The sequence below is a fragment of the Streptomyces sp. NBC_01341 genome (genome assembly GCF_035946055.1).
Classification (GTDB): Bacteria; Actinomycetota; Actinomycetes; order Streptomycetales; family Streptomycetaceae; genus Streptomyces.
Map to the genome: position 1 here is coordinate 5087794 of NZ_CP108364.1, position 26275 is coordinate 5114068.

24 protein-coding genes are annotated in these 26275 nt (G+C 69.9%); 17 read left to right on the forward strand and 7 right to left on the reverse strand.

The window, feature by feature from the left end; all coding sequences use genetic code 11:
• The gene (locus OG206_RS22320; protein ID WP_327118814.1) at nt 1–993 is read left to right on the forward strand and encodes an adenosine deaminase; all 993 of its coding nucleotides are present in this window, start codon (nt 1–3) and stop codon (nt 991–993) included.
• On the opposite strand, the gene OG206_RS22325 is transcribed toward OG206_RS22320, so the two are convergent.
• Nucleotides 957–2315 (reverse strand): MFS transporter, encoded by a 1359-nt coding sequence (locus OG206_RS22325; protein WP_327118816.1) that lies wholly within the window; start codon nt 2313–2315, stop codon nt 957–959. The genes OG206_RS22320 and OG206_RS22325 overlap by 37 nt on opposite strands.
• A 378-nt stretch (nt 2316–2693) precedes the next feature.
• On the opposite strand from OG206_RS22325, the gene OG206_RS22330 reads away from it, so the two are divergent.
• The 7 genes from OG206_RS22330 to OG206_RS22360 all read left to right on the forward strand — a co-directional run bounded on the left by OG206_RS22330 (nt 2694) and on the right by OG206_RS22360 (nt 9661).
• On the forward strand, nt 2694–3797 hold the full coding sequence (locus OG206_RS22330) for a carbohydrate kinase family protein (protein WP_327118818.1): 1104 nt from the start codon (nt 2694–2696) through the stop codon (nt 3795–3797).
• Nucleotides 3798–3923: 126 nt separating this feature from the next.
• Nucleotides 3924–6026, forward strand: a complete 2103-nt coding sequence (locus tag OG206_RS22335) for a PhoH family protein (protein WP_327118820.1) — start codon at nt 3924–3926, stop codon at nt 6024–6026.
• Between the two features lie 12 nt (nt 6027–6038).
• Nucleotides 6039–6536, forward strand: a complete 498-nt coding sequence (gene ybeY, locus OG206_RS22340) for an rRNA maturation RNase YbeY (RefSeq protein ID WP_277334053.1) — start codon at nt 6039–6041, stop codon at nt 6534–6536.
• On the forward strand, nt 6533–7816 hold the full coding sequence (locus OG206_RS22345) for a hemolysin family protein (RefSeq protein WP_327118824.1): 1284 nt from the start codon (nt 6533–6535) through the stop codon (nt 7814–7816). Before ybeY ends, OG206_RS22345 begins: the two co-directional genes overlap by 4 nt.
• Nucleotides 7813–8166, forward strand: coding sequence for an MmcQ/YjbR family DNA-binding protein (locus OG206_RS22350; protein ID WP_327118826.1), 354 nt, complete (start codon nt 7813–7815; stop codon nt 8164–8166). The genes OG206_RS22345 and OG206_RS22350 overlap by 4 nt, the downstream gene beginning before the upstream one ends.
• 61 nt (nt 8167–8227) lie before the next feature.
• Entirely contained in the window at nt 8228–8581 is a 354-nt protein-coding gene (locus tag OG206_RS22355; RefSeq protein WP_327118828.1) for a cytidine deaminase, read from the forward strand.
• Between the two features lie 51 nt (nt 8582–8632).
• The gene (locus OG206_RS22360) at nt 8633–9661 is read left to right on the forward strand and encodes a GTPase Era (RefSeq protein ID WP_327118830.1); all 1029 of its coding nucleotides are present in this window, start codon (nt 8633–8635) and stop codon (nt 9659–9661) included.
• A gap of 45 nt (nt 9662–9706) precedes the next feature.
• On the opposite strand, the gene OG206_RS22365 is transcribed toward OG206_RS22360, so the two are convergent.
• On the reverse strand, nt 9707–9973 hold the full coding sequence (locus OG206_RS22365) for a protealysin inhibitor emfourin (protein WP_327118832.1): 267 nt from the start codon (nt 9971–9973) through the stop codon (nt 9707–9709).
• 53 nt (nt 9974–10026) lie between these two features.
• The gene (locus OG206_RS22370) at nt 10027–11103 is read right to left on the reverse strand and encodes a M4 family metallopeptidase (RefSeq protein ID WP_327118834.1); all 1077 of its coding nucleotides are present in this window, start codon (nt 11101–11103) and stop codon (nt 10027–10029) included.
• A 292-nt stretch (nt 11104–11395) separates the two neighbouring features.
• On the opposite strand from OG206_RS22370, the gene leuA reads away from it, so the two are divergent.
• The 4 genes from leuA (at nt 11396) to OG206_RS22390 (ending at nt 15765) form a co-directional block, all read left to right on the forward strand.
• Entirely contained in the window at nt 11396–13189 is a 1794-nt protein-coding gene (gene leuA, locus OG206_RS22375; RefSeq protein WP_327118836.1) for a 2-isopropylmalate synthase, read from the forward strand.
• 202 nt (nt 13190–13391) lie between these two features.
• Nucleotides 13392–14093: a TerB family tellurite resistance protein gene (locus tag OG206_RS22380; RefSeq protein WP_327118838.1), complete on the forward strand. Its 702-nt coding sequence runs from the start codon at nt 13392–13394 to the stop codon at nt 14091–14093.
• A 90-nt stretch (nt 14094–14183) separates the two neighbouring features.
• On the forward strand, nt 14184–14930 hold the full coding sequence (gene recO, locus OG206_RS22385) for a DNA repair protein RecO (RefSeq protein WP_327118840.1): 747 nt from the start codon (nt 14184–14186) through the stop codon (nt 14928–14930).
• A 22-nt stretch (nt 14931–14952) separates the two neighbouring features.
• Entirely contained in the window at nt 14953–15765 is an 813-nt protein-coding gene (locus tag OG206_RS22390; protein ID WP_327118842.1) for an isoprenyl transferase, read from the forward strand.
• 40 nt (nt 15766–15805) lie between these two features.
• Here the strand turns inward: OG206_RS22390 and OG206_RS22395 are convergent, their stop codons facing one another.
• From OG206_RS22395 to OG206_RS22410, 4 genes are all read right to left on the reverse strand, one after another.
• The gene (locus OG206_RS22395; RefSeq protein WP_327118844.1) at nt 15806–16243 is read right to left on the reverse strand and encodes a Fur family transcriptional regulator; all 438 of its coding nucleotides are present in this window, start codon (nt 16241–16243) and stop codon (nt 15806–15808) included.
• Nucleotides 16244–16308: 65 nt separating this feature from the next.
• Entirely contained in the window at nt 16309–17208 is a 900-nt protein-coding gene (locus OG206_RS22400; protein WP_327122361.1) for a metal ABC transporter permease, read from the reverse strand.
• A complete protein-coding gene (locus OG206_RS22405; RefSeq protein WP_327122362.1) occupies nt 17208–17948 on the reverse strand; it encodes a metal ABC transporter ATP-binding protein in 741 nt (246 codons plus the stop codon). The genes OG206_RS22400 and OG206_RS22405 overlap by 1 nt, the downstream gene beginning before the upstream one ends.
• Before the next feature lie 77 nt (nt 17949–18025).
• Nucleotides 18026–18988 carry a metal ABC transporter substrate-binding protein gene (locus OG206_RS22410; RefSeq protein WP_327118846.1) on the reverse strand — a complete coding sequence of 321 codons (963 nt, stop codon included), beginning with the start codon at nt 18986–18988 and terminating at the stop codon, nt 18026–18028.
• A 217-nt stretch (nt 18989–19205) separates the two neighbouring features.
• On the opposite strand from OG206_RS22410, the gene OG206_RS22415 reads away from it, so the two are divergent.
• The 5 genes from OG206_RS22415 to ppdK all read left to right on the forward strand — a co-directional run bounded on the left by OG206_RS22415 (nt 19206) and on the right by ppdK (nt 25862).
• Nucleotides 19206–20588 carry a glycine--tRNA ligase gene (locus OG206_RS22415; RefSeq protein ID WP_327118848.1) on the forward strand — a complete coding sequence of 461 codons (1383 nt, stop codon included), beginning with the start codon at nt 19206–19208 and terminating at the stop codon, nt 20586–20588.
• 93 nt (nt 20589–20681) lie between these two features.
• Nucleotides 20682–20885 (forward strand): hypothetical protein, encoded by a 204-nt coding sequence (locus OG206_RS22420; protein ID WP_103513797.1) that lies wholly within the window; start codon nt 20682–20684, stop codon nt 20883–20885.
• Nucleotides 20886–21108: 223 nt separating this feature from the next.
• The gene (locus tag OG206_RS22425; protein ID WP_327118853.1) at nt 21109–21312 is read left to right on the forward strand and encodes a DUF6243 family protein; all 204 of its coding nucleotides are present in this window, start codon (nt 21109–21111) and stop codon (nt 21310–21312) included.
• 116 nt (nt 21313–21428) lie between these two features.
• A complete protein-coding gene (gene dusB / locus OG206_RS22430) occupies nt 21429–22577 on the forward strand; it encodes a tRNA dihydrouridine synthase DusB (RefSeq protein WP_327118855.1) in 1149 nt (382 codons plus the stop codon).
• 573 nt (nt 22578–23150) lie between these two features.
• Nucleotides 23151–25862: a pyruvate, phosphate dikinase gene (gene ppdK / locus OG206_RS22435; RefSeq protein WP_327118857.1), complete on the forward strand. Its 2712-nt coding sequence runs from the start codon at nt 23151–23153 to the stop codon at nt 25860–25862.
• Nucleotides 25863–26275 lie beyond the last annotated feature (413 nt).

The following is a 26275-nucleotide window of genomic DNA, read 5'->3' on the forward strand; positions in this document are numbered from 1 at the left end:
GTGCACCTCCCCAAAGCAGAGCTCCACCTCCACATCGAGGGGACCCTCGAACCCGAGCTGGCCTTCGCGCTCGCGGCACGCAACGGCGTGGACCTCCCCTACGCGGACACCGAGGAGCTGCGCACCGCCTATCTCTTCGACGACCTGCAGAGTTTCCTCGACCTCTACTACGCGCTCATGGCGGTCCTGCGCACCGAGGAGGACTTCGCCGAACTGGCCGACGCCTACCTCACCCGTGCCGCGGCGCAGGGCGTCCGGCACGCGGAGATCTTCTTCGACCCCCAGGCCCACACCGACCGGGGCGTGCCGATCGGGACCGTCGTCGAAGGGCTCGGCCGGGCGCTGGACGAGAGCGTGGAGAAGCACGGCATCTCCACGCAGCTGATCATGTGCTTCCTGCGTGACAAGTCCGCCGAGTCGGCGCTGGAGACTCTCGAGGCCGCGAAGCCGTACCTGAGCCGCATCAGCGCCGTCGGTCTCGACTCGGCCGAGGTCGGCCACCCGCCGTCCAAGTTCCGCGAGGTGTACGAGGCGGCCGGGGCTCTCGGGCTGCGCAAGGTCGCCCACGCGGGCGAGGAGGGCCCACCCGCCTACATCCGCGAGGCCCTGGACGTCCTGGGCGTCGAGCGCATCGACCACGGACTGCGCGCGATGGAGGACCCGGACCTGGTGAAGCGGCTGGTCGCCGACCGGGTGGCCCTCACGCTCTGCCCGCTGTCCAACGTACGGCTGCGCGCCATCGACGTACTGGAGGAGCACCCGCTGCCCGCCATGATGGCCGCCGGACTGCTCTGCACGGTGAACTCCGACGACCCCGCCTACTTCGGCGGTTACGTCGGAGACACCTTCCACGCCGTCCACGAGGCACTCGGCCTGGACCGTGAACAGCTGCGCACGCTGGCCCGCAACTCGTTCGAAGCGGCCTTCCTCGACCACGACGAGGAGCGCAGGGCGCGCTACCTCTCCGAGGTCGAGGCGTACGCGTTCGACTGACCGGCCGAACCGGCGGGGCCGGCGGTGCGGATCGCGCTGCGGACCAGCCGCCTCCGCCGGAGGCCGGGGACGCTGATCTCCGTGACCGCCTGCTCCGGCGCACCCAGTTTGGGCACCGCGCCGGGCAGGCTGCCGGTCGTGGCGGCGAGGAGCGCGGCGGGCGCTCCACCCCTGCGGCGGACCGAACCGGGCACCAGCGGGCGTCCGCCGGTGTGCAGCGCGACGGCGGTGACCGGGGCGGCGACCAGGAGTGTGGCCGCGCCCAGGATCAGGCCCATCACGGCGTAGCCCGCCTGCTGGGAGAGCACGCTCCCCAGGACGGGGCCGCAGGCCACGCCCACCGACGACGCCGAGCCCGCGAGGACGGCCCAGCGGCCGCGCACGTCCAGCGAGGCGGCCAGACCGATGAGGTAGGACAGGACCACCGGGTAGAAGGTGTTCCACACGACCTCACCGGTCGCGAACGACCCGAGGTCGTCGGCGGACGAACTGAGCACGATGCTGCCCGCGATGATCATCGTCCCCAGGCCGATCGGTACCGCCCGCCCGAGCCGGGCACCCAGCACGCCCGCGCCCATGACGCCGAGCAGGCCCGCGCCGAGCGCCGCGGCGAACACGGCGCCGACGGTCACCTCGGAGAGCCCCGCCTGACCGACGCCGATACGGCTGCTGACGCCCCAGAGGGCGTTCTGCGCCATGGACCAGACAAGCATCCCGCCCGCCAGCACCAGGCCGGAGCGGCGGTGCGGCAGCCGCCCCTGGACGGGTGAGGCCGCACCCGCGGGCACGGAGCCGCCCAGCCGGGACGTGGCGGGCCAGACGAGCAGGGCGACCAGTGCGATCGACGCGAACGGCAGCCGGTGGCCGCCGCCGAGGTGAGGGATCGTGAGGTAGAGGGCGCCCGCCGTCGCCGAGACGCTGAGCAGTCCGAGCGACGACGTCCGGTGCGGGTCGTTCTGCGCCGCGATGCCCGACGCCGCCACGGCGGTCGCCGTGCCGGAGCCGAATCCGCCGATCACCGCACCGAGTACGACCAGAGGCACCGAGGTGGTCAGCGCCGCGCAGCCGTAGCCGAGTCCGGCGAGGACCAGGCCGGCACGCGCCGGTCTGCGCGAACCGTACTTCTCGACGCGTCCGGCCAGCGTGAAGCCCGCAGAGGCCGAGCTGAGCAGGAGGGCGCTGCCGACCAGGCCGGCGTGGGCCGGGCTCAGCCCCAGACAGGTGCTGAGGCGGCCGACGATGGTGGGGAGCAGATAGGCGGCGAGGTAACCGGCGGTGAACACGGCCACCAAGGGCCACGCGGCGCGAGGGCGCGAGGACATGGGCGTTCCTGAGGACATGCCGAAGAGGCAGGAGAAGGCAGGGGAGGGCGGAGCGGGGTGGAGCAGGGGAGGGTGGGGCGCAGAAAGGCAGGGGAGGGTAAAGCGAGAAAAAGCGGGAGAAGCGGCACTCGTCGTCAACTGTCCCGAACGGTGCTCGCGGGCCAATTTGTATCAAGCACGCACTGGCGACGGAAAGTCGGCTCGATGTGATCTGGGTCACTCTCATGTTTATGCACGGCAAGGCCGGGTAACAGCGCATGTTTATGCAGGTGAGGGCGAGTATGCGAGGCCCGGCGCGTACGCTCCGGACGGCGCTGCCGATCCGGCAGACTGGCCGGATCTCGCACTGATCAGATCCGCCACGGCCGGGAGCGCAAGGTGAGTACAGGTAATCCGGGCATCGACCCGCTGCTCGGGCTGCGCGCCCCCCAGGACCCGGCCTGCGACGTCTTCCTGACCGGCCCGGTCTTCCTGGACATCATCTTCACCGGACTGGACAGCGCCCCCGTGCGCGGGACCGAGTCCTGGGCGCGCGGGATGGGATCCAGCCCCGGCGGCGTCGCCAACATGGCCACCGCCCTCGCCCGCCTGGGCCTGCGCACGTCCCTGGCCGCCGCCTTCGGTGACGACCACTACGGCGAGTACTGCTGGGACGCCCTCGAACAGGGTGAGCACATCGACCTGTCCATGTCCCGCACGGTCCCCGGCTGGCACTCGCCCGTCACCGTCTCCATGGCCTACGAGGGCGAACGCACGATGGTGTCGCACGGCCACGAGGCCCCGGACCCCGGCCCGTCGGCGGTGCCCGGCCGCACGCTGCCCTCCTGTCCGCCGCGCGCCCGCGCCGCCATCGCCTCGCTCACGCCCGGCCGCAGCGAGCCCTGGGTGGCCGACGCGGCCCGTAACGGCGCGACGCTCTTCGCCGACGTCGGCTGGGACGAGTCCGGCCGCTGGGACCTGGACGCACTGCCCGACCTCGGTCACTGCCTGGCCTTCCTCCCCAACGCCGAGGAGGCGATGCGCTACACGCGTACCGACTGCCCCCGCGCCGCCGCCCACGCCCTGGCCGAACGGGTCCCCCTCGCCGTGGTCACCCTGGGGGCCGACGGCGCCTACGCGGTGGACGGGGCGACCGGCGCGACCGCCTCGGTGCCCGCCATCGACGTGGAGGCGCTCGATCCCACCGGGGCCGGTGACGTCTTCGTCGCGGGCTTCGTCACCGGGACCCTGGCCGGCTGGCCGCTCGCCGACCGCCTCGCCTTCGCCGGACTGACGGCCGCCCTCTCGGTGCAGGAGTTCGGCGGCTCCCTCTCGGCCCCCGGATGGGCGGAGGTCGCCGCCTGGTGGCAGCAGGTGCGCACCTTCGCCGAACAGGACCCGGCCGCGCTGGAGCGCTACGCCTTCCTGGAGGAACTGCTGCCCGAGACGAGCAGGGCGTGGCCGTTGCGCCGGGCCGTTCCGACGATCGGCTTCCGGCAGTGAAGGGCAGATGATCACCCGGTAAATCTCTCTGCGATGTCGGTGCGGAGTCGTACGCTGGTACTCCAGAGGCAGTCGAGCAGCGACGGCCCTGCAACGGGAGGTATGCGCAGGCCCGAGGGCCGGCCCATGACGCAGTCACCTACACAGCCGCAGGCGACGGCCCGGATCAGCATTCCGGCCGCACACCCCATGGTGATGCTCCTGGGGTCGGGCGATTCCCTGCTGCGCGTGATCGAAACGGCGTTCCCGGCCGTCGACATCCATGTCCGGGGCAACGAGATCAGTGCGACTGGAGGCGCGGCGGATGTCGCGCTGATCCAGCGCCTGTTCGACGAGATGGTTCTGGTGCTGCGCACCGGGCAGTCGATGACGGAGGACGCTGTGGAACGCTCGATCGCCATGCTCAGGGCGAGCGGAAACGGCGACGGGGACGGCACCGAGACCCCCGCGGAGGTGCTCACCCAGAACATCCTGTCCAACCGCGGACGCACGATCCGTCCCAAGACGCTGAACCAGAAGCGGTACGTCGACGCGATCGACAAGCACACCATCGTCTTCGGGATCGGCCCCGCGGGTACGGGCAAGACCTACCTCGCCATGGCGAAGGCGGTCCAGGCCCTGCAGTCCAAGCAGGTCAGCCGGATCATCCTGACCAGGCCCGCCGTGGAGGCCGGTGAGCGGCTCGGCTTCCTGCCGGGCACCCTCTTCGACAAGATCGACCCGTACCTGCGCCCGCTCTACGACGCCCTGCACGACATGCTCGACCCCGACTCGATCCCCCGGCTCATGGCCGCGGGCACGATCGAGGTCGCACCACTGGCCTACATGCGCGGACGCGCCCAACCGCTCTTCACCAACGTCCTCACCCCGGACGGGTGGCGGCCGATCGGTGATCTGCACGTCGGCGACCTCGTCATCGGGTCGAACGGCGAGCCGACTCCGGTGCTGGGCGTCTACCCGCAGGGCGAGAAGGACATCTACCGCGTCAGTGCCCAGGACGGATCGTGGACCCTGTGCTGCGGCGAGCACCTGTGGACGGTCCGCACGGCATCGGACAAGCGGCGTGACAAGCCGTGGCGGGTCCTCGAGACCAAGGACATGATCGGCAATCTCCGGGCGGCACACACCCGCAGGTACGAGTTGCCGATGCTCACCGCACCGGTCGGTTTCCCCGAGCGCGAGGTGCCGATGGACCCGTACGCGCTGGGTCTGCTGCTCGGGGACGGGTGCCTGACGGGGTCCACGACGCCTTCGTTCGCCACTGCGGATCCCGAGTTGGCCGAGGCGCTCGAGGGGGCGCTGACCGGCGTCTCCGTGCGGCACAAGGGTGGACCGGGCTACGTTTTGAACCGGGTCAAGGCCCCGGGAGACGTGATCACGCTGGAGAACCCGGTCACCTGTGCCCTGCGTGAACTCGACCTGCTGGGTACCCGCTCGCACTCCAAGTTCGTCCCGGACGCCTACCTGTCCAACTCCGCCGATGTCCGTCTTGCCGTACTGCAGGGACTGCTGGACGCGGACGGCGGACCGGTCACTCAGGCGGACCGTACGTGCCGTATCCAGTACGGGACGGCATCGATCATGTTGCGCGACGACGTGATCTCGCTCGTGCGATCGCTCGGCGGAGTCGCGTACACGCGTAGCAGGGCCGCCGAGGGGCGTGCACCGGGCATGGCGAAGGGCCGCGAGGTGCATCACCGCCACGACGCGCACATCGTCGACATCCGGCTCCCCGAAGGCATCGAGCCCTTCCGGCTCGCCCGCAAGGCCGAGAAATACCACGCGGCCGGGGGCGGCGGTCGCCCGACGCGCTTCATCGACAGCATCGAACCGGCCGGCCGCGAGGAGGCCGTGTGCATCCAGGTTGCGGCCGAGGACTCGCTGTACGTCACCCAGGATTACCTGCTGACACACAACACGCTCAATGACGCTTTCATCATCCTGGACGAGGCGCAGAACACCAGCGCCGAGCAGATGAAGATGTTCCTCACCCGGCTCGGGTTCGAATCGAAGATCGTCATCACCGGTGACGTCACCCAGGTCGACCTGCCGACCGGCACCAAGAGCGGTCTGCGTCAGGTGCAGGAGATCCTGGACGGCGTGGAGGACGTGCACTTCTCCAGGCTCACCTCGCAGGATGTCGTCCGGCACAAGCTCGTCGGCCGTATCGTCGACGCGTACGAGAAGTACGACAACGCAGAGGGCCGTACCGGCCGCAACGGGAAGTAGTCGCAGCGCACCATGTCGATCGACGTCAACAACGAGTCCGGAACCGAGGTCGACGAGCAGGCGATCCTCGACATCGCCCGCTACGCCCTCGCCCGGATGCGGATCCATCCGCTGTCCGAACTCTCGGTGATCGTGGTGGACACCGCCGCCATGGAGCAGCTCCACATCCAGTGGATGGACCTCCCGGGCCCGACGGATGTCATGTCCTTCCCGATGGACGAACTCCGCCCGCCGGCCAAGGACGACGAGGAGCCCCCGCAGGGCCTCCTCGGTGACATCGTGCTGTGCCCGGAGGTCGCCAAGAAGCAGGGCGAGGACGCCGAGACGCAGCACTCGATGGACGAGGAGCTGCAACTGCTCACCGTCCACGGGGTGCTGCACCTCCTCGGGTACGACCACGAGGAGCCGGACGAGAAGGCGGAGATGTTCGGCCTCCAGGCGGCGATCGTCGACGGCTGGCGCGGCGAGCGCGGCCTGACCGGCCCGTCCCCCGCCCCCACCGTCTCGTGAGCTTTCCCCTCGTCGCGGGCGCGATCCTGCTGGTCGTCGTCGGGTGGCTCGCCGCGTGCGCCGAGGCCGGAATCGCCCGCACGTCCAGTTTCCGGGCGGCCGAGGCCGTGCGCGCCGGGCGGCGCGGAAGCGCCAAGCTCGCGCAGGTCGCCGCCGACCCCACCCGCTATCTCAACGTGGCGCTGCTCGTGCGCGTCGCCTGCGAGACGTCGGCCGGCGTGCTCGTCACCTACGCCTGCCTCCAGGAACTCACCGAGACCTGGGAGGCGCTGGCACTCGCGGTGGGGATCATGGTCCTCGTCAGCTACGTCGCCATCGGGGTCTCGCCGCGCACCATCGGCCGTCAGCACCCGCTGAACACCGCCACGGCGGCGGCGTACGTGCTGCTGCCCCTGGCCAGGATCATGGGGCCCGTCCCGCAGCTGCTGATCCTCCTGGGAAACGCGCTGACCCCGGGCAAGGGCTTCCGCAAGGGGCCGTTCGCCAGTGAGTCCGAACTGCGGGCGATGGTCGACCTCGCCGAGCAGGAGTCGCTCATCGAGGACGAGGAACGCCGCATGGTGCACTCGGTCTTCGAGCTCGGGGACACCCTCGTGCGCGAGGTGATGGTGCCCCGCACCGACCTGGTCTGCATCGAGCGGTACAAGACGGTCCGGCAGGCGCTCACCCTCGCGCTGCGCTCCGGCTTCTCCCGCATCCCGGTCACCGGGGAGAACGAGGACGACATCGTCGGCATCGTCTACCTGAAGGACCTGGTCCGCAAGACGCACATCAACCGGGAGGCGGAGGCGGACGTGGTCTCCACGGCTATGCGTCCCGCCGCGTTCGTCCCCGACACGAAGAACGCCGGAGACCTCCTCCGCGAGATGCAGCAGGACCGCAGTCACGTCGCCGTCGTCATCGACGAGTACGGCGGCACGGCCGGCATCGTCACCATCGAGGACATCCTCGAGGAGATCGTCGGCGAGATCACCGACGAGTACGACCGTGAGCTCCCGCCGGTCCAGGAGCTGGAGAACGGCTGCTTCCGGGTGACCGCCCGGCTCGACATCGGCGACCTAGGGGAGCTGTTCGGCCTCGACGCGTACGACGACGAGGACGTCGAGACGGTCGGCGGGCTGCTGGCGAAGGCGCTCGGGCGGGTCCCGATCTCCGGAGCCTCCTCGATCGTCGACCTTCCCGACGGACGCAAGCTCCGCCTCACGGCTGAGTCGCCGGCGGGCCGCAGGAACAAGATCGTCACGGTGCTCGTGGAGCCGGAGGGAAGCGAGGCGGCATGACCCCCCAGGAACTGCGCAGGTTCTGCCTGGAGTTCAACGCGAGCACGGAGGAGTTCCCCTTCGGCCCCGAGGCCTCCGTCTTCAAGGTGCTGGGAAAGATGTTCGCACTCAGTGCCCTGGACGCCTCTCCGCTGCAGGCGAGTCTGAAGTGCGATCCGGACGAGGCCCTGCGGCTCCGCAAGGAGCACGCCGCGATCGTTCCCGGCTGGCACCTGAACAAGCGCCACTGGAACACGGTGTCGGTCTCCGAGCTCCCGGACCGGATGGTCCGGGAGCTCGTGGAGGACAGCTACGACCTCGTGGTGGCCGGCCTTCCGAAGGCGGAACGGCTGCGCCTGGACCGGCCGTAGCGCCGGGACGGAACACACCCCGTCGCGGAGAGCGCCCCTGCCTCCTCCGTATGCTCGGCACATGACCGACATCACCGACCTCGGCCCCGAGGACCGCAAGATCGTCACGCTGGCACGCAGCGTCCGTGCCCGCAACGGAGTGCCGGAGGGCGCGGCGGTACGGGACGAGACCGGGCGTACGTACGCCGCGGGCACCGTGACCCTGGACTCGCTGAAGCTCAGCGCGCTGCAGACGGCCGTCGCGATGGCGGTGGCCAGTGGTGCCACGTCGCTGGAGGCCGCGGCTGTGGTCTCCGGGGCAGGAACCGTGTCCGACGCGGACCGCGCCGCCGTCCGTGACCTGGGCGGGCCGCAGACACCCGTGCTGCTCGCCGCCCCCGACGGCACGGTCCGCTCCGCCGCCGCGGCGGGCTGATTCGGGGCCGTCGCGCCCTGCTGTGCATCGCCGCCGCCGGGATCGGGGAGAATGGGCGCCATGAGCGCTCGACCGAACACAGAAGCCGCTGCCCAGCAGGCTGAGAACAACGCCCCCCACCGGGCCGGCTTCGCCTGCTTCGTGGGGCGCCCCAACGCGGGCAAGTCCACCCTCACGAACGCTCTGGTCGGTCAGAAGGTGGCGATCACCTCCAACCGCCCCCAGACCACCCGGCACACGGTGCGGGGCATCGTGCACCGCGACGACGCCCAGCTGATCCTGGTGGACACGCCCGGCCTCCACAAGCCGCGGACCCTGCTCGGGGAGCGCCTGAACGACGTCGTGCGGACCACCTGGGCGGAGGTCGACGTCATCGGCTTCTGCCTGCCCGCCGACCAGAAACTCGGCCCCGGCGACAAGTTCATCGTCAAGGAACTCGCCGGGATCAAGAAGACCCCGAAGATCGCGATCATCACCAAGACCGACCTCGTCGAGTCCAAGGTGCTCGCCGAGCAGCTGCTCGCCGTCGCCGCGCTGGCCGACGAGCTGGGCTTCGAGTGGGCGGAGATCGTGCCGGTCTCCGCCGTCGAGGAGGAGCGGGAGGGGGGACGCGGTTCCTCGGACAAGGGTGGTGACAAGCGAGGAGCCGGCCAGGTGGGCCTGCTCGCCGACCTCATCGCCCCCCTGCTCCCCGAGAGCCCGCCGCTCTACCCCGAGGGCGACCTCACCGACGAGCCCGAGATGGTCATGGTCGCGGAACTCATCCGCGAGGCGGCGCTGGAAGGCGTCCGGGACGAACTGCCGCACTCCATCGCGGTCGTCGTCGAGGAGATGCTGCCACGCGAGGACCGCCCGGCGGACAAGCCGCTGCTGGACATCCACGCCAACGTCTACATCGAGCGGCCCAGCCAGAAGGGCATCATCATCGGTCCGAAGGGCAAGCGGCTGAAGGACGTCGGCACGAAGTCGCGCAAGCACATCGAGGCGCTGCTCGGCACCCCGGTCTTCCTGGACCTGCACGTGAAGGTCGCGAAGGACTGGCAGCGCGACCCGAAGCAGCTGCGGAAGCTGGGATTCTGACGGCCCCCGGGTCCGGTCCCGCGGAGTGCGGCGGCGGACCCGGGGCTACGCCCCCTCTTTGAGGACCCGGGAGATCAGCGTCCGCTGCTCCTGGGTGAGCCGGGGGTCCGCACAGTCGACCGTCCGGTCGCCGACCGTGATCGTGTAGCGGAATCCGTCCGGCACGCCCGCGGGAGGCCCGCCCCGGCCCGCGCCGAGAGCCGCCTCGGCCAGGGCTTCCCATTCCGCGGCGTCCGGCCGTCCCGAGGTGTCGACCTCGCCGTCGCGGGCGATGCCGGCGAACCCGCCGGTCCGCCTGACCCGAATACGCATGCGTGATGGCTCCTGCCTGGCCCGGTCGGACGGTCCGCTTCCTACCTACCCGGTCACCTGGTCGGTACGCCCACCTCCGACCAGGCCTTGAGCACCGCTTCGGCCTCGTCGCCCTCCCCGAACCTGTGCTGCGCCGCCGCGACGGTCAGCTTGGCGAAGTCCGTGAAGGACGCGTCCTGGGTGAGTTCGCCGCCGGTCAGCACGTCGAACCACATGCGTCCGGCCCGCTCCCAGGCGTTGCCCCCGAGCGCCGTGGCCAGCAGGTGGAAGGCCCGGTTCGGGATGCCGGAGTTGATGTGCACCCCGCCGTTGTCCTCCTCCGTCTCGACGTAGTCGTCCATCGACGCGGGCTGCGGGTCCTTGCCGAGCACGTCGTCGTCGTACGCCGTGCCGGGTGCCTTCATCGAGCGGAGGGCCACCCCGCTCACCCGGGGGGCGAGCAGCTCCGCACCGATCAGCCAGTCGCCCTGGTCGGCGCTCTGACCCAGCGAGTACTGCTTGACCAGGGCCCCGAAGACGTCCGACACCGACTCGTTGAGCGCGCCCGACTGGCCCTCGTACGCCAGGTTGGCGGTGTACTGGGTGAGTCCGTGCGCCAGCTCGTGGGCGATGACGTCGATCGCGAGGGTGAAGTCGAGGAAGATCTCCCCGTCGCCGTCCCCGAAGACCATCTGCTCGCCGTCGAAGAACGCGTTGTTGTACTTCTCGTCGTAGTGCACGGAACCGATGAGCGGCAGTCCCGCACCGTCGATCGAGCTCCGCCCGTATTCCGTGAGCAGCAGGTCGAACGTCGCGCCGAGGCCCGCGTACGCGCGGTTGACGCTGGCGTCCTTGGTGGGTTCGTCGCCCTCGTCGCGGACCTTGCGGCCCGGCAGGTACGTGCTGTGCCGGCAGTCGTACAGGGTGCGGTGGGGCTTGCTGGGGACCGGTGCGGAGGTGACGTGGGCCTGCGGCGTCCGGGCCAGCGCGGTCACCTGCCGGTGGTGACGCCGGGCCCCGTCGGCCTCCAGGGTGCGTCGTGCGGGTTCGGCCAGGAGCGGGTCGTCCGCCTGGGCCAGCTTGTCGAGGAGGTGGGGCGGAACGATGGTGCAGAAGACGGGCAGGAGCCCGTTGTTCGGTCGAGGCTGCATGTAAATGACTGTGGCACTGAGTCACCACTCTGTCACTGCTTGCGATCGTGATTGACGAAATAGAGTGATGTATCACCGTTCAGCCTTTACAAGGCGCCGATCCCGCATACTGATACGGACCGACGTATCGGGCGCCCCTCGGTTAGTGTTGCCGCATCATGCGTTTCGGGCTGCTCCTTCTTAGCTGCCGCGGCGAGGGCCTGTAGTCGTAGGCCGGCTCCCTCCCCGCGGAGTTCGCTGTCGCAGCGACACAGTCGGCCGCCCCTGCTGGACCTCAGAGGAGCCGTACGCCATGACCCCCGCGAATTCCCGTGTGCACGCCGACGCCACAGCCACTCCCGTGGGCGGCCCGACCCCGGTGACCAACGCGAAGCAGCTGCAGAAGCCGTCCGGGATGCCGGTCCACAAGTACCGCGGGTACGACGCCGTGGACATCTCCGACCGCACCTGGCCCGACAACCGCATCACGCAAGCTCCCCGCTGGCTGTCGACCGACCTGCGCGACGGCAACCAGGCCCTGATCGACCCCATGTCGCCGGCCCGCAAGCGTGAGATGTTCGACCTGCTCGTACGCATGGGATACAAGGAGATCGAGGTCGGCTTCCCGTCCTCCGGCGAGACCGACTTCGCGTTCGTGCGCTCCATCATCGAAGAGGGCGCGATCCCCGAGGACGTGACGATCTCCGTCCTGACCCAGGCGCGCGAGGAACTGATCGAGCGCACCGTCGAGTCGCTGCGCGGAGCCCGCCGGGCGACCGTCCACCTGTACAACGCCACCGCCCCCACCTTCCGCCGCGTGGTCTTCCGCGGCACGAAGGAGGAGGTCAAGCAGATCGCCGTGGACGGCACACGCCTGGTCATGGAGTACGCGGACAAGATCCTGGGCGACGAGACGATCTTCGGCTACCAGTACAGTCCGGAGATCTTCACCGACACCGAGCTGGACTTCGCCCTGGAGGTCTGCGAGGCGGTCTGCGACGTGTGGCAGCCCGAGGAAGGCCGCGAGATCATCCTCAACCTGCCCGCCACGGTGGAGCGTTCGACGCCGTCCACCCACGCCGACCGCTTCGAGTGGATGTCGCGCAACCTGACCCGGCGGCCGTACGTCTGCCTGTCGGTCCACCCGCACAACGACCGCGGTACGGCCGTCGCCGCCGCGGAACTGGCGATCATGGCGGGAGCCGACCGCATCGAGGGCTGCCTGTTCGGCCAGGGCGAGCGCACCGGCAACGTCGACCTGGTCACCCTGGGCATGAACCTGTTCTCCCAGGGCGTCGACCCGCAGATCGACTTCTCGCAGATCGACGAGATCCGCCGCACCAGCGAGTACTGCAACCAGATGGAGGTCCACCCGCGCCACCCCTACGCGGGCGACCTGGTCTACACGTCCTTCTCCGGCTCCCACCAGGACGCCATCAAGAAGGGTTTCGACGCCATGGAGGCGGACGCGGCCGCCCGGGGCGTGACCGTCGACGACATCGAGTGGGCCGTGCCCTACCTGCCGATCGACCCGAAGGACGTCGGACGCTCCTACGAGGCCGTCATCCGTGTCAACTCGCAGTCCGGCAAGGGCGGCATCGCCTACGTCCTGAAGAACGACCACAAGCTCGACCTGCCCCGCCGGATGCAGATCGAGTTCTCCCGGATCATTCAGGCCAAGACCGACGCCGAGGGTGGCGAGGTGACGCCCGCGGAGATCTGGTCGGCGTTCGCGGACGAGTACCTGCCCAACCCCGAGAACGCCTGGGGGCGCGTGCAGATCCGGTCCGGCCAGACGACGACCGGTTCCGACGGGCAGGACACCATCACGGTCGAGGCCACGGTCGACGGCTCGGACACGGTGCTGACCGGCACGGGCAACGGCCCGATCTCCGCGTTCTTCGGAGCGCTGCAGGCCATCGGCATCGACGCGCGCCTGCTGGACTACACCGAGCACACGATGAGCGAGGGTGCGAGCGCGCAGGCCGCCTCCTACATCGAGTGCGCGATCGACGGCAAGGTGCTGTGGGGCATCGGAATCGACGCCAACACCACGCGTGCGTCGCTGAAGGCTGTCGTCTCGGCGGTCAACCGGTCGGGCCGCTGACGTCATCGCGCGGCATACCGGGCAGACACCCGCAAGAGTGCCGAATCGTGCGGCTACGGAGCCCCGTTCACCCGTCGAGGGTGGGCGGGGTTCGGCCATCTCCGGGGGTTGTGACGTCCGGAATGCTGACGCCACATCACGCATGTGGCTAACATCACGTCCAGCGCGGCAATGTTGCCGTGGGGTTACGGAGGTGTGCGACGTGCGGACAGCCAAAGGACAACGCGCCACAGGACTGCGTATCTGCGGCAGCCGCACCGTCTGGGAAACCGTCGGCGACGGCGAGTTCTTCTGCCCCGGCTGCGGGGGTGACCGCAACTACCGCCGCCTCACCGGGCGCCACCGTCTGACCGTCCTCGGTCTGCCGCTGCTCCCCCGGGGCAGCGCGGGGCCCGTCGTCGAGTGCGCCGCCTGCGGCACGCACTTCGGGACCGACGTCCTGGACCACCCCACCACCACGCGCTTCTCCGCGATGCTGCGGGAGGCCGTGCACACCGTCACGCTCGCCGTGCTCGCCGCCGGCGGCACCACCTCCCGCACGGTCCTGGAGACCGCGGCGGCCACGGTCCGCGAGGCCGGTCTCGACGACTGCACCCAGGAGCAGCTCTTCACCATCGTCGAGGTGCTCGCCGCCGAGACCGGGGCCGGCGGCGCCGGCCCGGCGGCGGAGGCGTGCGGGGCGGCCCTCGCCATCGAACTGCACGAGGCCCTGAAACCCCTCGCACCGCACCTGGCCACGACGGGCCGGGAAGCCGTCCTGCTGCAGGGCGCCAGGATCGCGCTCGCGGACGGGGCGTACAACCAGGCGGAGCGAGAGGTGCTCACCACGGTGGGCAGCGCTCTGAGGCTCTGCCCGGCCGACACGGCCGCCCTGCTCGCGGCCGCCGCCCGTACGCCCTCCTAGGGCCTCCTGAGGGCCACGGCGGCGCGGTGTCGCACCCCGGCCCGGGGAACCCTCTGCCGCGCCTGTGCTCCCGTGGGCGACAATGGGCGCATGAGCTTGTTCCGGGACGACGGCGTCGTGCTGCGCACACAGAAGCTGGGCGAGGCCGACCGGATCATCACGATCCTGACCCGCGGCCACGGCCGGGTGCGCGCCGTGGCCCGCGGAGTGCGCCGCACCAAGTCCAAGTTCGGGGCGCGGCTCGAACCCTTCTCCCACGTGGACGTGCAGTTCTTCGCGCGCGGCAGCGAACTCGTCGGCCGGGGGCTCCCGCTCTGCACCCAGAGCGAGACGATCGCTCCGTACGGTGGCGGGATCGTCTCCGACTACGGCCGCTACACCGCCGGCACCGCGATGCTGGAGACCGCCGAGCGGTTCACGGACCACGAGGGCGAGCCGGCGGTCCAGCAGTACCTGCTGCTGGTCGGCGGCCTGAGGACCCTCGCGCGCGGCGAGCACGCACCGAACCTGATCCTGGACGCGTTCCTGCTGCGCTCGCTCGCCGTCAACGGCTACGCCCCCAGCTTCGACGCCTGCGCCAGGTGCGGAATGCCCGGACCGAACCGGTTCTTCTCCGTCGCGGCGGGCGGCGTCATATGCGCCGACTGCCGGGTACCCGGCAGCGTCGTACCCTCGGCGGAGGCCGTCGAACTGCTGAGCGCGTTGCTCACCGGTGACTGGGAGACGGCGGACGCGTGCGAGGCGCGTCATGTCAGGGAGGGGAGCGGACTCGTGTCCGCCTATCTGCACTGGCATCTGGAGCGCGGTCTGCGCTCGCTGCGGTACGTAGAGAAGTGACACAGGGAGACGAGAGAAGCCCATGGCAGTACGCGGGATGCTCGGCGGCCGTAACCGGCGTGAGTACAAGACCCCCGAGCCGCACCCCTCCGGCGCCACCCCGCCGAAGATCCCCGGTGAGCTCGTGCCCAAGCACGTGGCCGTCGTGATGGACGGGAACGGCCGCTGGGCCAAGGAGCGGGGACTCCCGCGCACCGAGGGCCACAAGGTCGGTGAGGGCGTCGTCATGGACGTCCTCAAGGGCTGCATCGAGATGGGCGTCAAGAACCTCTCGCTGTACGCGTTCTCCACGGAGAACTGGAAGCGCTCGCCGGACGAGGTGAAGTTCCTCATGAACTTCAACCGCGACGTCATCCGCCGCCGCCGCGACGAGATGGACGAACTCGGCATCCGCATCCGCTGGGTCGGGCGCATGCCCAAGCTGTGGAAGTCCGTCGTCCAGGAGCTCCAGGTCGCCCAGGAGCAGACCAAGGACAACGACAGGATGACGCTGTACTTCTGCGTCAACTACGGCGGCCGGGCCGAGATCGCCGACGCCGCGCAGCGCATCGCCCAGGACGTCGCGGCCGGGAAGCTCGACCCGTCGAAGGTCAACGAGAAGACGTTCGCGAAGTACATCTACTACCCGGACATGCCGGACGTGGACCTCTTCGTGCGTCCCAGCGGCGAGCAGCGCACGTCCAACTACCTGATCTGGCAGAGCGCGTACGCCGAGATGGTCTTCCAGGACGTCCTGTGGCCGGACTTCGACCGCCGTGACCTGTGGCGCGCCTGCTTCGAATTCGCCAAGCGCGACCGGCGCTTCGGAGGCGCCGAGGAGATCGCAGAGGGCTGAGACGGCACGGCGGGGCCCCGGTGCCGGGGCCCCGCCGGACTCACTTCTTCGCGCCGCCCGCGCAGTCCGCGCAGGTCCCGAAGATCTCCACCGTGTGGGCCACGTTCACGTAGCCGTGCTGCGAGGCGATGGTCTCGGCCCACTGCTCCACCGCCGGGCCCTCGACCTCGACGGCCTTCCCGCAGACGCGGCACACCAGGTGGTGGTGGTGGTCACCCGTCGAGCACCGCCGGTAGACGGCCTCGCCGTCCGTGGTGCGCAGCACGTCGACCTCACCGGCATCGGCGAGGGACTGGAGGGTGCGGTAGACGGTGGTCAGCCCGACGGAGTCGCCCCTGTGCTTGAGTACGTCGTGCAGGTCCTGGGCGCTGCGGAACTCGTCGACCTCGTCGAGCGCCGCCGCGACCGCCGCCCGCTGCCGGGTGGACCGGCCGCGCACCGGAGCCGCGTTCGTGCCACTGATCGGCGCCGTCGCCACAGCTGCCTCCTCGTGTCGCCCGTGCGTGTGTCGGGCCATTGTGCCAGCCCGTTCCGTGGTCACGGTCACACCCGCACGTCGTCCTTGGCCGGGCGGGCCGCCGGTACCTCAAGGGTGCACCGGGCCGCCTCGGCCTCGCTCGCTCTGGCACGCCTGCGTGCCAGCGGCGTGGCGAGCGCGGTGAGCAGGACGAAGGCGGCGATGGCCATCAGCACGATCGTCGCGCCCGGTGGCACGTCCTCGTAGTAGGAGGTCACGGTGCCGGCCAGGGTGACCGCCGTACCGATGACGACGGCCAGCACGAACGTCACCTTGAAGGACTTCGAGATCTGCTGCGCGGCGGCGACCGGCACCACCATGAGGGCGCTGACCAGCAGCAGGCCGACGACCCGCATCGCCACGGTGACGGTGATCGCGGCGGTCACCGCGACCAGCAGGTTGAGCGCGCGCACCGGCAGGCCGCTCACCCGGGCGAACTCCTCGTCCTGGCTGACCGCGAACAGCTGGCGCCGCAGCCCCACCGTCACGAGCACCACGAAGGCGGCGAGCGCCACGATCGCGGTGACGTCCTCCTCGGAGACCGTCGACAGGGAGCCGAAGAGGAACGACGTCAGGTTGGCGTTGGAGCCGGTGTCCGAGAGGTTGATCAGCATCACGCCTCCCGCCATGCCGCCGTAGAACAGCATGGCCAGCGCGATGTCGCCGCGGGTGCGGCCGTACCAGCGGATCAGCTCCATCACGACCGAGCCGGCCACGGCGACGAGCGTCGCCGTCCAGACGGGGCTGACGGAGAGCAGGAAGCCGAGGCCGACACCCGTCAGGGCCACGTGCCCGATGCCGTCGCCCATCAGGGCCTGGCGGCGCTGGACGAGGTAGATGCCGATGGCGGGCGCGGTGATCCCGACCAGGACCGCGGCGAGCAGGGCCCGCTGCATGAAGGGAGGGTTCAGGAATTCCAGCATGATCAGGTCAGCAGTCCCGTCCGGACGGGCTCGGAGGCCGCGTGGGGATGTACGTGGTCGTGGCCGGGAAGGGCGTGCTGGCCCGTGGCCTGGGGGGGCGGACCGTCGTGCATGACGCAGCCGTCGCGCAGGACGATCGCCCGGTCGATCAGGGGCTCCAGGGCCCCGAGCTCGTGCAGGACGAGCAGCACCGTGGCACCGCCGGCGACCTGCTCGCGCAGCGTCGTGGCGAGGATCTCCTGGCTGACGAGGTCGACGCCCGCCATCGGCTCGTCCATGATCAGCACCTCGGGCTCGGAGGCGAGGGCGCGGGCGATCAGGACCCGCTGGTGCTGGCCTCCCGAGAGGGCGTTCACCGAGTCCTTGGCACGGTCCCCGAGGCCGACGAGCCCGATCGCACGGTCCACCGCGGCCCGGTCCGCCCGGCCGGGCAGTCCGAGCCTCGTGCGGGACAGCCGCCCGGAGGCGACGACTTCGCGGATCGTGGCCGGGACACCGCCGGCCGCCGTGGTGCGCTGCGGCACGTAACCGATGCGGGCCCACTGGCGGAAGCGCCGCAGCGGCGTGCCGAAGAGCTCCACGGTGCCACCGGTCAGCGGAACCTGGCCGATGACGGACCGTACGGCGGTCGACTTGCCGGAGCCGTTGGCGCCGAGCAGCGCCACGACCTCGCCACGGTTGACGGCGAGGTCGACGCCGCGCAGCACGGGGCGCGCGCCGAGCGTCGCCGTCGCTCCGGACATCCTGATCACGGGTTCGGGCGTACTCGGCTCGGGCACGGTCGCCTCCGGTGCTGCTGCGGGTACGGGCAGTTCGTGGGTCACTTCGCGCCGAGCGCCTTCTGCAGCGCGGTCAGGTTGGACTTCATGACCTCGATGTAGTCAGCACCCGCGGACTTGTCCGTGATTCCCTCCAGCGGGTCCAGGACGCCGGTCTTCAGGCCGAGGTCCTTGGCCAGGGTCTTCGCGGTCCTGTCGCTGGCGAGCGTCTCGAAGAACACGGTGGTGGCCCGGCTCTTCTCGGCGGCTGTGTGGATCTCGTCGATGCGTGCCGGGCTGGGCTCTGCCTCGGGGTCGATGCCGGCAATTCCCTCCTGGGTGAGGCCGTAGCGCTCGGCGAGGTATCCGAAGGCGGAGTGCGTGGTGATGAACGTCCTGGTGGCGGCGTCCTTCAGCCCGGTCCTGTACGCCGTGTCCAGCTCGTTCAGCTCGGCGACCAGGGTGTCCGTGTTCTTGCGGTAGTCCGCGGCGTTGCCGGGGTCGGCCTTCTCCAGGGACTTGCCGACGCCCTTGGCCACTTCGGCGTACTTCACCGGGTCCAGCCAGATGTGCGGGTCCAGGCCGGTGTCCTCGTGGCCGTGCTCCTCGCCCTCGTCGTGGCCGTGGTCGTGGCCGACCTCGGAGCCGTGGCTCTCGAGCGTGGTCAGCTTCGACGCGTCCACGGTGTTCTTCACACCGGCCTGCGCGACCGCGTCGTCCACGGCGGGCTGGACGCCCTTGAGGAACAGGATGTAGTCGGCGTCGCTCAGGCCACCGATCTGCCGGGGGGAGAGCTCCAGGTCGTGCGGCTCGGCGCCGGGCTTCGTGAGGGTGGTGACGGAGACGTGCGTCCCGCCGATCTCCTCGGCGAGGAACTGCATCGGGTAGAAGGACGCCACCACGTCCAGCTTGCCGTCTTTCCCTCCCTCGGCCGCGTCGGACGAGGAACAGGCGGAGAGCGCGGTGAGGCCGAGGGCGACTGCTCCGGCGACGGCGGCTGTGGGTATCAGGCGGCGTACGTTCATGACAGTCATTTTCAACAAAACTGGAAACGATTGTCAACAAGGCTGATGAGATGCCCGGATCGCAGCCCTGGTACCGCTATGCGCCCCACCGATTTGATCCGGGGGGTGCGCCCGCCGGTAATCTGGGGCATTCGCCCGCCCGCCTCGTGCACATCCCCTCAGCGAGGCGCTCCGCGCCGCCCCTGTCCAGTTCCGCCGTCGTAATGAAGAGAGCACCGTGGCCGCCGACAAGATCGACACCATCGTCAGCCTGAGCAAGCGCCGTGGCTTCGTCTATCCCAGCAGTGAGATCTACGGCGGCCAGAAGGCCGCCTGGGACTACGGGCCCCTGGGCGTCGAGCTGAAGGAGAACCTCAAGCGCCAGTGGTGGCGCTACATGGTCACCGCGCGCGAGGACGTGGTCGGTCTCGACTCGTCGGTCATCCTTGCCCCCGAGGTCTGGGTCGCCTCCGGACACGTCGCCACGTTCTCCGACCCGCTCACCGAGTGCACCTCCTGTCACAAGCGCTACCGCGCCGACCACCTGGAGGAGGCGTACGAGGAGAAGCACGGCAAGCCGCCCGTCAACGGCCTGGCCGACCTCAACTGCCCCAACTGCGGCAACAAGGGCACCTTCACCGAGCCCAAGGCGTTCTCGGGGCTCCTCTCCACCCACCTCGGCCCCACGCAGGACACCGGCTCGGTCGCCTACCTGCGTCCCGAGACCGCCCAGGGCATCTTCACCAACTTCGGCCAGGTGCAGCAGACCTCGCGCAAGAAGCCGCCGTTCGGCATCGCGCAGATGGGCAAGTCCTTCCGGAACGAGATCACTCCGGGCAACTTCATCTTCCGCACGCGCGAGTTCGAGCAGATGGAGATGGAGTTCTTCGTCAAGCCGGGCGAGGACGAGCAGTGGCAGGAGTACTGGATGGAGCAGCGCTGGAACTGGTACACCGGCCTGGGCCTGCGCGAGGAGAACATGCGGTGGTTCGAGCACCCGAAGGAGAAGCTCTCCCACTACTCCAAGCGCACCGCTGACATCGAGTACCGCTTCCGCTTCGGCGGCAGCGAGTGGGGCGAGCTGGAAGGCGTCGCCAACCGCACCGACTACGACCTCAAGGCGCACTCCGAGGCCTCCGGCACGGACCTCGTCTACTTCGACCAGGAGAAGGGCGAGCGCTACACGCCCTACGTCATCGAGCCGGCGGCCGGTGTCGGCCGCTCGATGCTGGCCTTCCTCCTCGACGCCTACAGCGAGGACGAGGCGCCCAACGCCAAGGGCGTCATGGAGAAGCGTGCCGTGATGCGCCTCGACCCGCGCCTGGCGCCGGTCAAGGTCGCCGTCCTGCCGCTGTCCCGCAACGCGCAGCTGTCGCCGAAGGCCAAGGGCCTCGCCGCGGACCTGCGGCAGAACTGGAACATCGAGTTCGACGACGCGGGCGCCATCGGCCGCCGCTACCGCCGTCAGGACGAGATCGGTACGCCGTTCTGCGTCACCGTCGACTTCGACACCCTCGACGACAACGCGGTGACCGTGCGCGAGCGCGACACCATGAAGCAGGAGCGTGTCTCCCTGGACCAGATCCAGGGCTACCTCGGCTCCCGCCTCCTGGGCTGCTGAGTGTGGTGAACCCCTGACGAAGCCCCCGGTTCCGGCCTACGGAACCGGGGGCTTCGTGCACACTGGGCGAACTCGTCCACAGGGGAGGCCAGGATGCCGTCCATGACCACGAGCAAGGTCAGCAGATGGGACCAGCACGGGCGCGAACACGTCGTCCACGTACGGAAGTCGGGGATGCAGCGGCAGCTGACCTGCGGCACCTGCGGATGGCGCAAGGGGGCGCAGTTCCTGCCCTGGCTGAAGGCCGAGGAGCACCTCACCGAGGCCCACCAGGCGACGGTCGACCCGACCGCGTGAACCGGGCCGGGCGCGCGCCGGGGTGAGGGCGCCGCCGGACCGCGCGGGAAAAACCTGGTGAGGGCGACCGCCGGACCGGGGTACCTTTTCGGCATGTCCTCGTTCTTCCAGATCTACGAGTGAGCGTGTGACGGGCCCTCGCCGCCCGTCACCCATCGAACCGATCCCCCGGTGATCTCCGGTCACCCCGGACCTCACTTCTCACCACGAATGGGAGAACCCCGTGGCCAAGAGCCGCAACAACCTCCTCGGTGTGGGCGGACAGCGCAAGAAGCTGTCCCGCGCCGAACAGCAGGGCGCCGGTCCCGCGCGCGACAAGGACCGCAAGGACGCCGAGGACAAGAAGCAGGAGCTGGTGCGCAAGATGCGTGAGCGCGCCGCGTCGGCCGGTGCCGCCCCGGACGGGGACGCACCGGCCGGGAGCTGACCTCCTCGCCACCCGTACGAGCGCGGGCCCGGACCACCTCGGTGACCGGGCCCGCCTCGCGTGCCCCCGTAAAGGGCGGTATCCGGGCCCCGCGCCGAGTACGGGACAATGGGGCCATGACCACGCTCGCTCCCGCTCCCCCCGCGCTCCGGATCGGCCCGCACACCGTGCAGGCGCCGGTCGTGCTCGCCCCCATGGCGGGCATCACCAACGCTCCCTTCCGCACGCTCTGCCGCGAGTTCTCCGGGGGCAGGGGACTGTTCGTCAGCGAGATGATCACCACACGCGCCCTGGTCGAGCGCAACGAGAAGACGATGCAGCTCATCCACTTCGACGCGAGCGAGACGCTGCGCTCCATCCAGCTGTACGGAGTGGACCCGGCCATCGTCGGCAAGGCGGTCCGGATGATCGTCGACGAGGACCTCGCGGACCACATCGACCTCAACTTCGGCTGTCCGGTCCCCAAGGTCACCCGCAAGGGCGGCGGCTCCGCGCTCCCGTACAAGCGGCCGCTGCTGCGTGCGATCCTCCGCGAGGCCGTCGCGCAGGCGGGCGACCTCCCGGTCACGATCAAGATGCGCAAGGGCATCGACGACGACCACATGACCTACCTCGACGCCGGCCGCATCGCGGTCGAGGAGGGCATCAGCGCCGTCGCCCTGCACGGCAGGACCACCGCTCAGCACTACGGCGGCACGGCCGACTGGGACGCCGTCGCTCGGCTCAAGGAGCACGTTCCGGAGATCCCCGTCCTCGGCAACGGCGATGTCTGGAGCGCCGAGGACGCGCAGCGGATGATGCGTGAGACGGGCTGCGACGGAGTGGTCGTGGGCCGAGGCTGCCTCGGGCGGCCCTGGCTCTTCGGTGACCTGGCCGGCGCCTTCGACGGCACGGGCGCGAGGCAGAGGCCGAGCCTGCGCGAGGTGGCCGGCGTCATGGTGCGTCACGCCACGCTGCTGGGGGAGTGGATGGGCGATGAGAGCCGCGGGGTGATCGACTTCCGCAAGCACGTGGCCTGGTACCTCAAGGGCTTCGCCGTCGGCTCGGAGATGCGCAAGTGCCTCGCGGTCACATCGACGCTGGAGGAACTGGCCGGGCAGCTCCAGCGCCTGGACCTCGACCAGCCGTGGCCGGACGGCGCGGACGGGCCCCGTGGGCGCACCTCGGGCAACAACCGGGTGGCCCTTCCGGACGGCTGGCTCAACGACCCCTATGACTGCGCGGGTGTGGGCGCCGACGCGGAGCTGGACACCTCCGGCGGCTGAGCGCAGCCTCCCTTACGGCGGCACCGAGTGCCCCAGGGCGGGCCCGCTCAATTGAGCGGGCCCGCCCTGTGCTTTCCGGGCGACTTCTGTCAAAAATCGACGGCGGGCGTGTAGCGCGCCCTCGGTAAGCACCGTCAGTTGACTCCTCGTGCGCGATCCGTTGCCGCAGAGTGACGTGCACCGGCCCTGCGAGCGTCCGGATGATGACATCTGAGCGCGCCTTGGGGCGTGATTCTCGCCACCCCTGAGAAGTGTTTGGCTCAGATGAGCGCTTTGATTGACGCTGTACTTCTCAAATGACGGCACTGGGTGCCAGGCGACTTTACTTTGATCGATCAAGTCATCCGGCACTCTGCGTGCTCATGTCGCGGGAATTTGCGCACGCTCGGTGGTCTTGTCTTCAAGAGATGAATGCACGCGGACGTCGGACCGTGGCACCGCACCACTTTCGATCTGCTGGCGGACGGGTGGTTGAGACCTCACGACGCGCAAGTGGCCGTACCCAGACACCTTCGATCTGGGTATGTTCCTCGCCGTCAGGGCAGCCACCGCGTCCTCGAGGAGTCGAGACCCGTGTCGGAAAACAAAGATCCCCAGAAGTTCGTCTACGACTTCACCGAGGGCAACAAGGATCTGAAAGATCTTCTGGGTGGCAAGGGCGCCAACCTCGCGGAGATGACCAACCTCGGGCTTCCCGTCCCTCCGGGCTTCACGATCACCACCGAGGCGTGCAAGGTCTACCTCGACAGCGGCGACGAGCCGGCCCCGCTGCGCGACGAGGTGGGTGCGCACCTCGCGGCGCTCGAGAAGCGGATGGGCAAGACGCTCGGCCAGGCCGACGACCCGCTGCTGGTCTCGGTCCGCTCCGGCGCCAAGTTCTCGATGCCCGGGATGATGGACACGGTCCTCAACATCGGCCTCTCCGACGCCTCCGTCGTCGGCCTCGCCGCGCAGGCCGGGGACGAGCGCTTCGCCTGGGACTCCTACCGCCGTCTCATCCAGATGTTCGGCAAGACCGTGCTCGGTGTGGACGGGGAGCTCTTCGAGGAGGCGCTGGAGGCCGCCAAGGAGGCCAAGGGCGTCACCGTCGACGTGGACCTCGACGCGGCGGACCTCAAGAAGCTGGTCAAGGAGTTCAAGAGGATCGTCGAGCGGGACGCCGGGCGCGACTTCCCGCAGGACCCCCGGGAGCAGATGGACCTGGCCATAAAGGCGGTCTTCGACTCGTGGAACACCGACCGGGCCAAGCTCTACCGCCGGCAGGAGCGCATCCCCGGCGACCTCGGCACCGCCGTCAACATCTGTTCGATGGTCTTCGGGAACCTCGGGCCCGACTCCGGCACGGGCGTCGCCTTCACCCGTGACCCGGCCAGCGGCCACCAGGGTGTCTACGGCGACTACCTGCAGAACGCGCAGGGGGAGGACGTCGTCGCGGGCATCCGCAACACCGTGGCGCTCGCGGAGCTGGAGTCGATCGACAAGGCGTCGTACGACCAGCTGATGAAGATCATGGAGACGCTGGAGACCCACTACAAGGACCTCTGCGACATCGAGTTCACCATCGAGCGCGGGCAGCTCTGGATGCTGCAGACCCGGGTCGGCAAGCGCACCGCCGGTGCCGCCTTCCGGATCGCCACCCAGCTCGTCGACCAGGGCCTCATCGACGAGGCCGAGGCGCTCCAGCGGGTCAACGGTGCCCAGCTCGCACAGCTGATGTTCCCGCGCTTCGACCACGATGCCGCCAGTGTCCTGCTCGGCCGGGGTATCGCCGCCTCCCCGGGCGCGGCCGTGGGCAAGGCCGTCTTCGACTCGTACACCGCCGTCAAGTGGTCGCGGTCCGGCGAGAAGGTCATCCTCATCCGCCGGGAGACCAACCCCGACGACCTCGACGGGATGATCGCCGCCGAGGGCATCCTGACCTCGCGCGGCGGCAAGACCTCGCACGCCGCAGTCGTCGCCCGGGGCATGGGCAAGACCTGCGTGTGCGGCGCGGAGGAGATCGAGGTCGACACCAAGCGGCGCCGGCTCACGGTCGGGGACACCGTCGTCGAGGAGGGTGACCTCGTCTCGGTCGACGGCTCCACCGGCAAGGTGTACCTCGGTGAGGTCCCCGTCGTGCCGTCCCCGGTGGTCGAGTACTTCGAGGGCCGCATGCACGCGGGCGCCGACGACGCCGACGAGCTCGTCGCCGCCGTGCACCGGATCATGGCCTACGCCGACCGCGTACGCCGTCTGCGGGTACGGGCGAACGCGGACAACGCCGAGGACGCCGCACGGGCCCGCCGCTTCGGCGCCCAGGGCATCGGCCTGTGCCGCACCGAGCACATGTTCCTCGGTGAGCGCCGCGAGATGGTCGAGAAGCTGATCCTCGCGGACACCGACGACGAGCGTGAGGCCGCCCTGGAGGCGCTCCTGCCGCTCCAGAAGGCCGACTTCATCGAGCTGTTCGAGTCCATGGACGGGCTGCCCGTCACGGTCCGGCTGCTCGACCCGCCGCTGCACGAGTTCCTGCCCGACATCACGGAGCTCTCGGTGCGCGTCGCGCTCGCCGAGTCCCGCAAGGACGCCAACGAGAACGACCTGCGCCTCCTGCAGGCCGTGCACAAGCTCCACGAGCAGAACCCGATGCTGGGGCTCCGCGGGGTCCGTCTGGGCCTGGTCATCCCGGGGCTGTTCGCGATGCAGGTCCGCGCGATCGCCGAGGCGGCCGCGCAGCGCAAGAACGCCAAGGGCGACCCGCGGGCCGAGATCATGATCCCGCTCGTCGGCACCGTCCAGGAGCTGGAGATCGTCCGCGAGGAGGCCGACCGGGTCATCGCGGAGGTCGAGGCGGCCACCGGCACGGAGCTGAAGCTGAGCATCGGCACGATGATCGAGCTGCCCCGCGCCGCGCTGACCGCCGGTCAGATCGCCGAGGCCGCGGAGTTCTTCTCGTTCGGCACGAACGACCTCACGCAGACGGTGTGGGGCTTCTCCCGCGACGACGTGGAGGCCTCGTTCTTCACGGCGTACCTGGAGAAGGGCATCTTCGGGGTGTCGCCGTTCGAGACGATCGACAAGGACGGCGTCGGCGCCCTCGTGCGCAGCGCCGTGGAGGCCGGCCGGGCCACCCGCCCGGACCTGAAGCTCGGTATCTGCGGCGAGCACGGCGGAGACCCGGAGTCGGTGCACTTCTTCCACGAGGTGGGTCTGGACTACGTCTCCTGCTCGCCCTTCCGCATTCCGGTCGCCCGGCTGGAAGCGGGCCGCGCTGCCGCCGAATCCAGGGGCAGCGACAGTCGCTGAGTCCCTGCGGGGAGCGACGCGACTCCGGTGCCGCCGTCGGATCACTTACACCCTCGACGATCCGACGGCGGAGCCGGATTACCCGGAAGCGGCGGCACCCTGTGCGGGGGTGCCGCCGCTTCGTCAATTGAATCGCGAACCGTTCAACGTTGTTTCTTTTCACCGTTCGGTGCGCAAATCGGGGGCCGGCCGCCGGGGTGCGGCCCAGGGATCCCCACCCCTGGGCCGCACCCGCTTACCCCTGCCGGGCACGGAGCCGCACCGTCGTTCACCGCCGCCGAACGGGCAAAGCCCCCCACGGCCCTCACCCGCTCTTTCGGTGACGCCGGATGCGTACCCGACGTCGTACAGCCTTTCGGGTGCGGCGGATACGGGCGAGGCTTTTCAACTGTGGCCGAAACCCCGTGGTGACC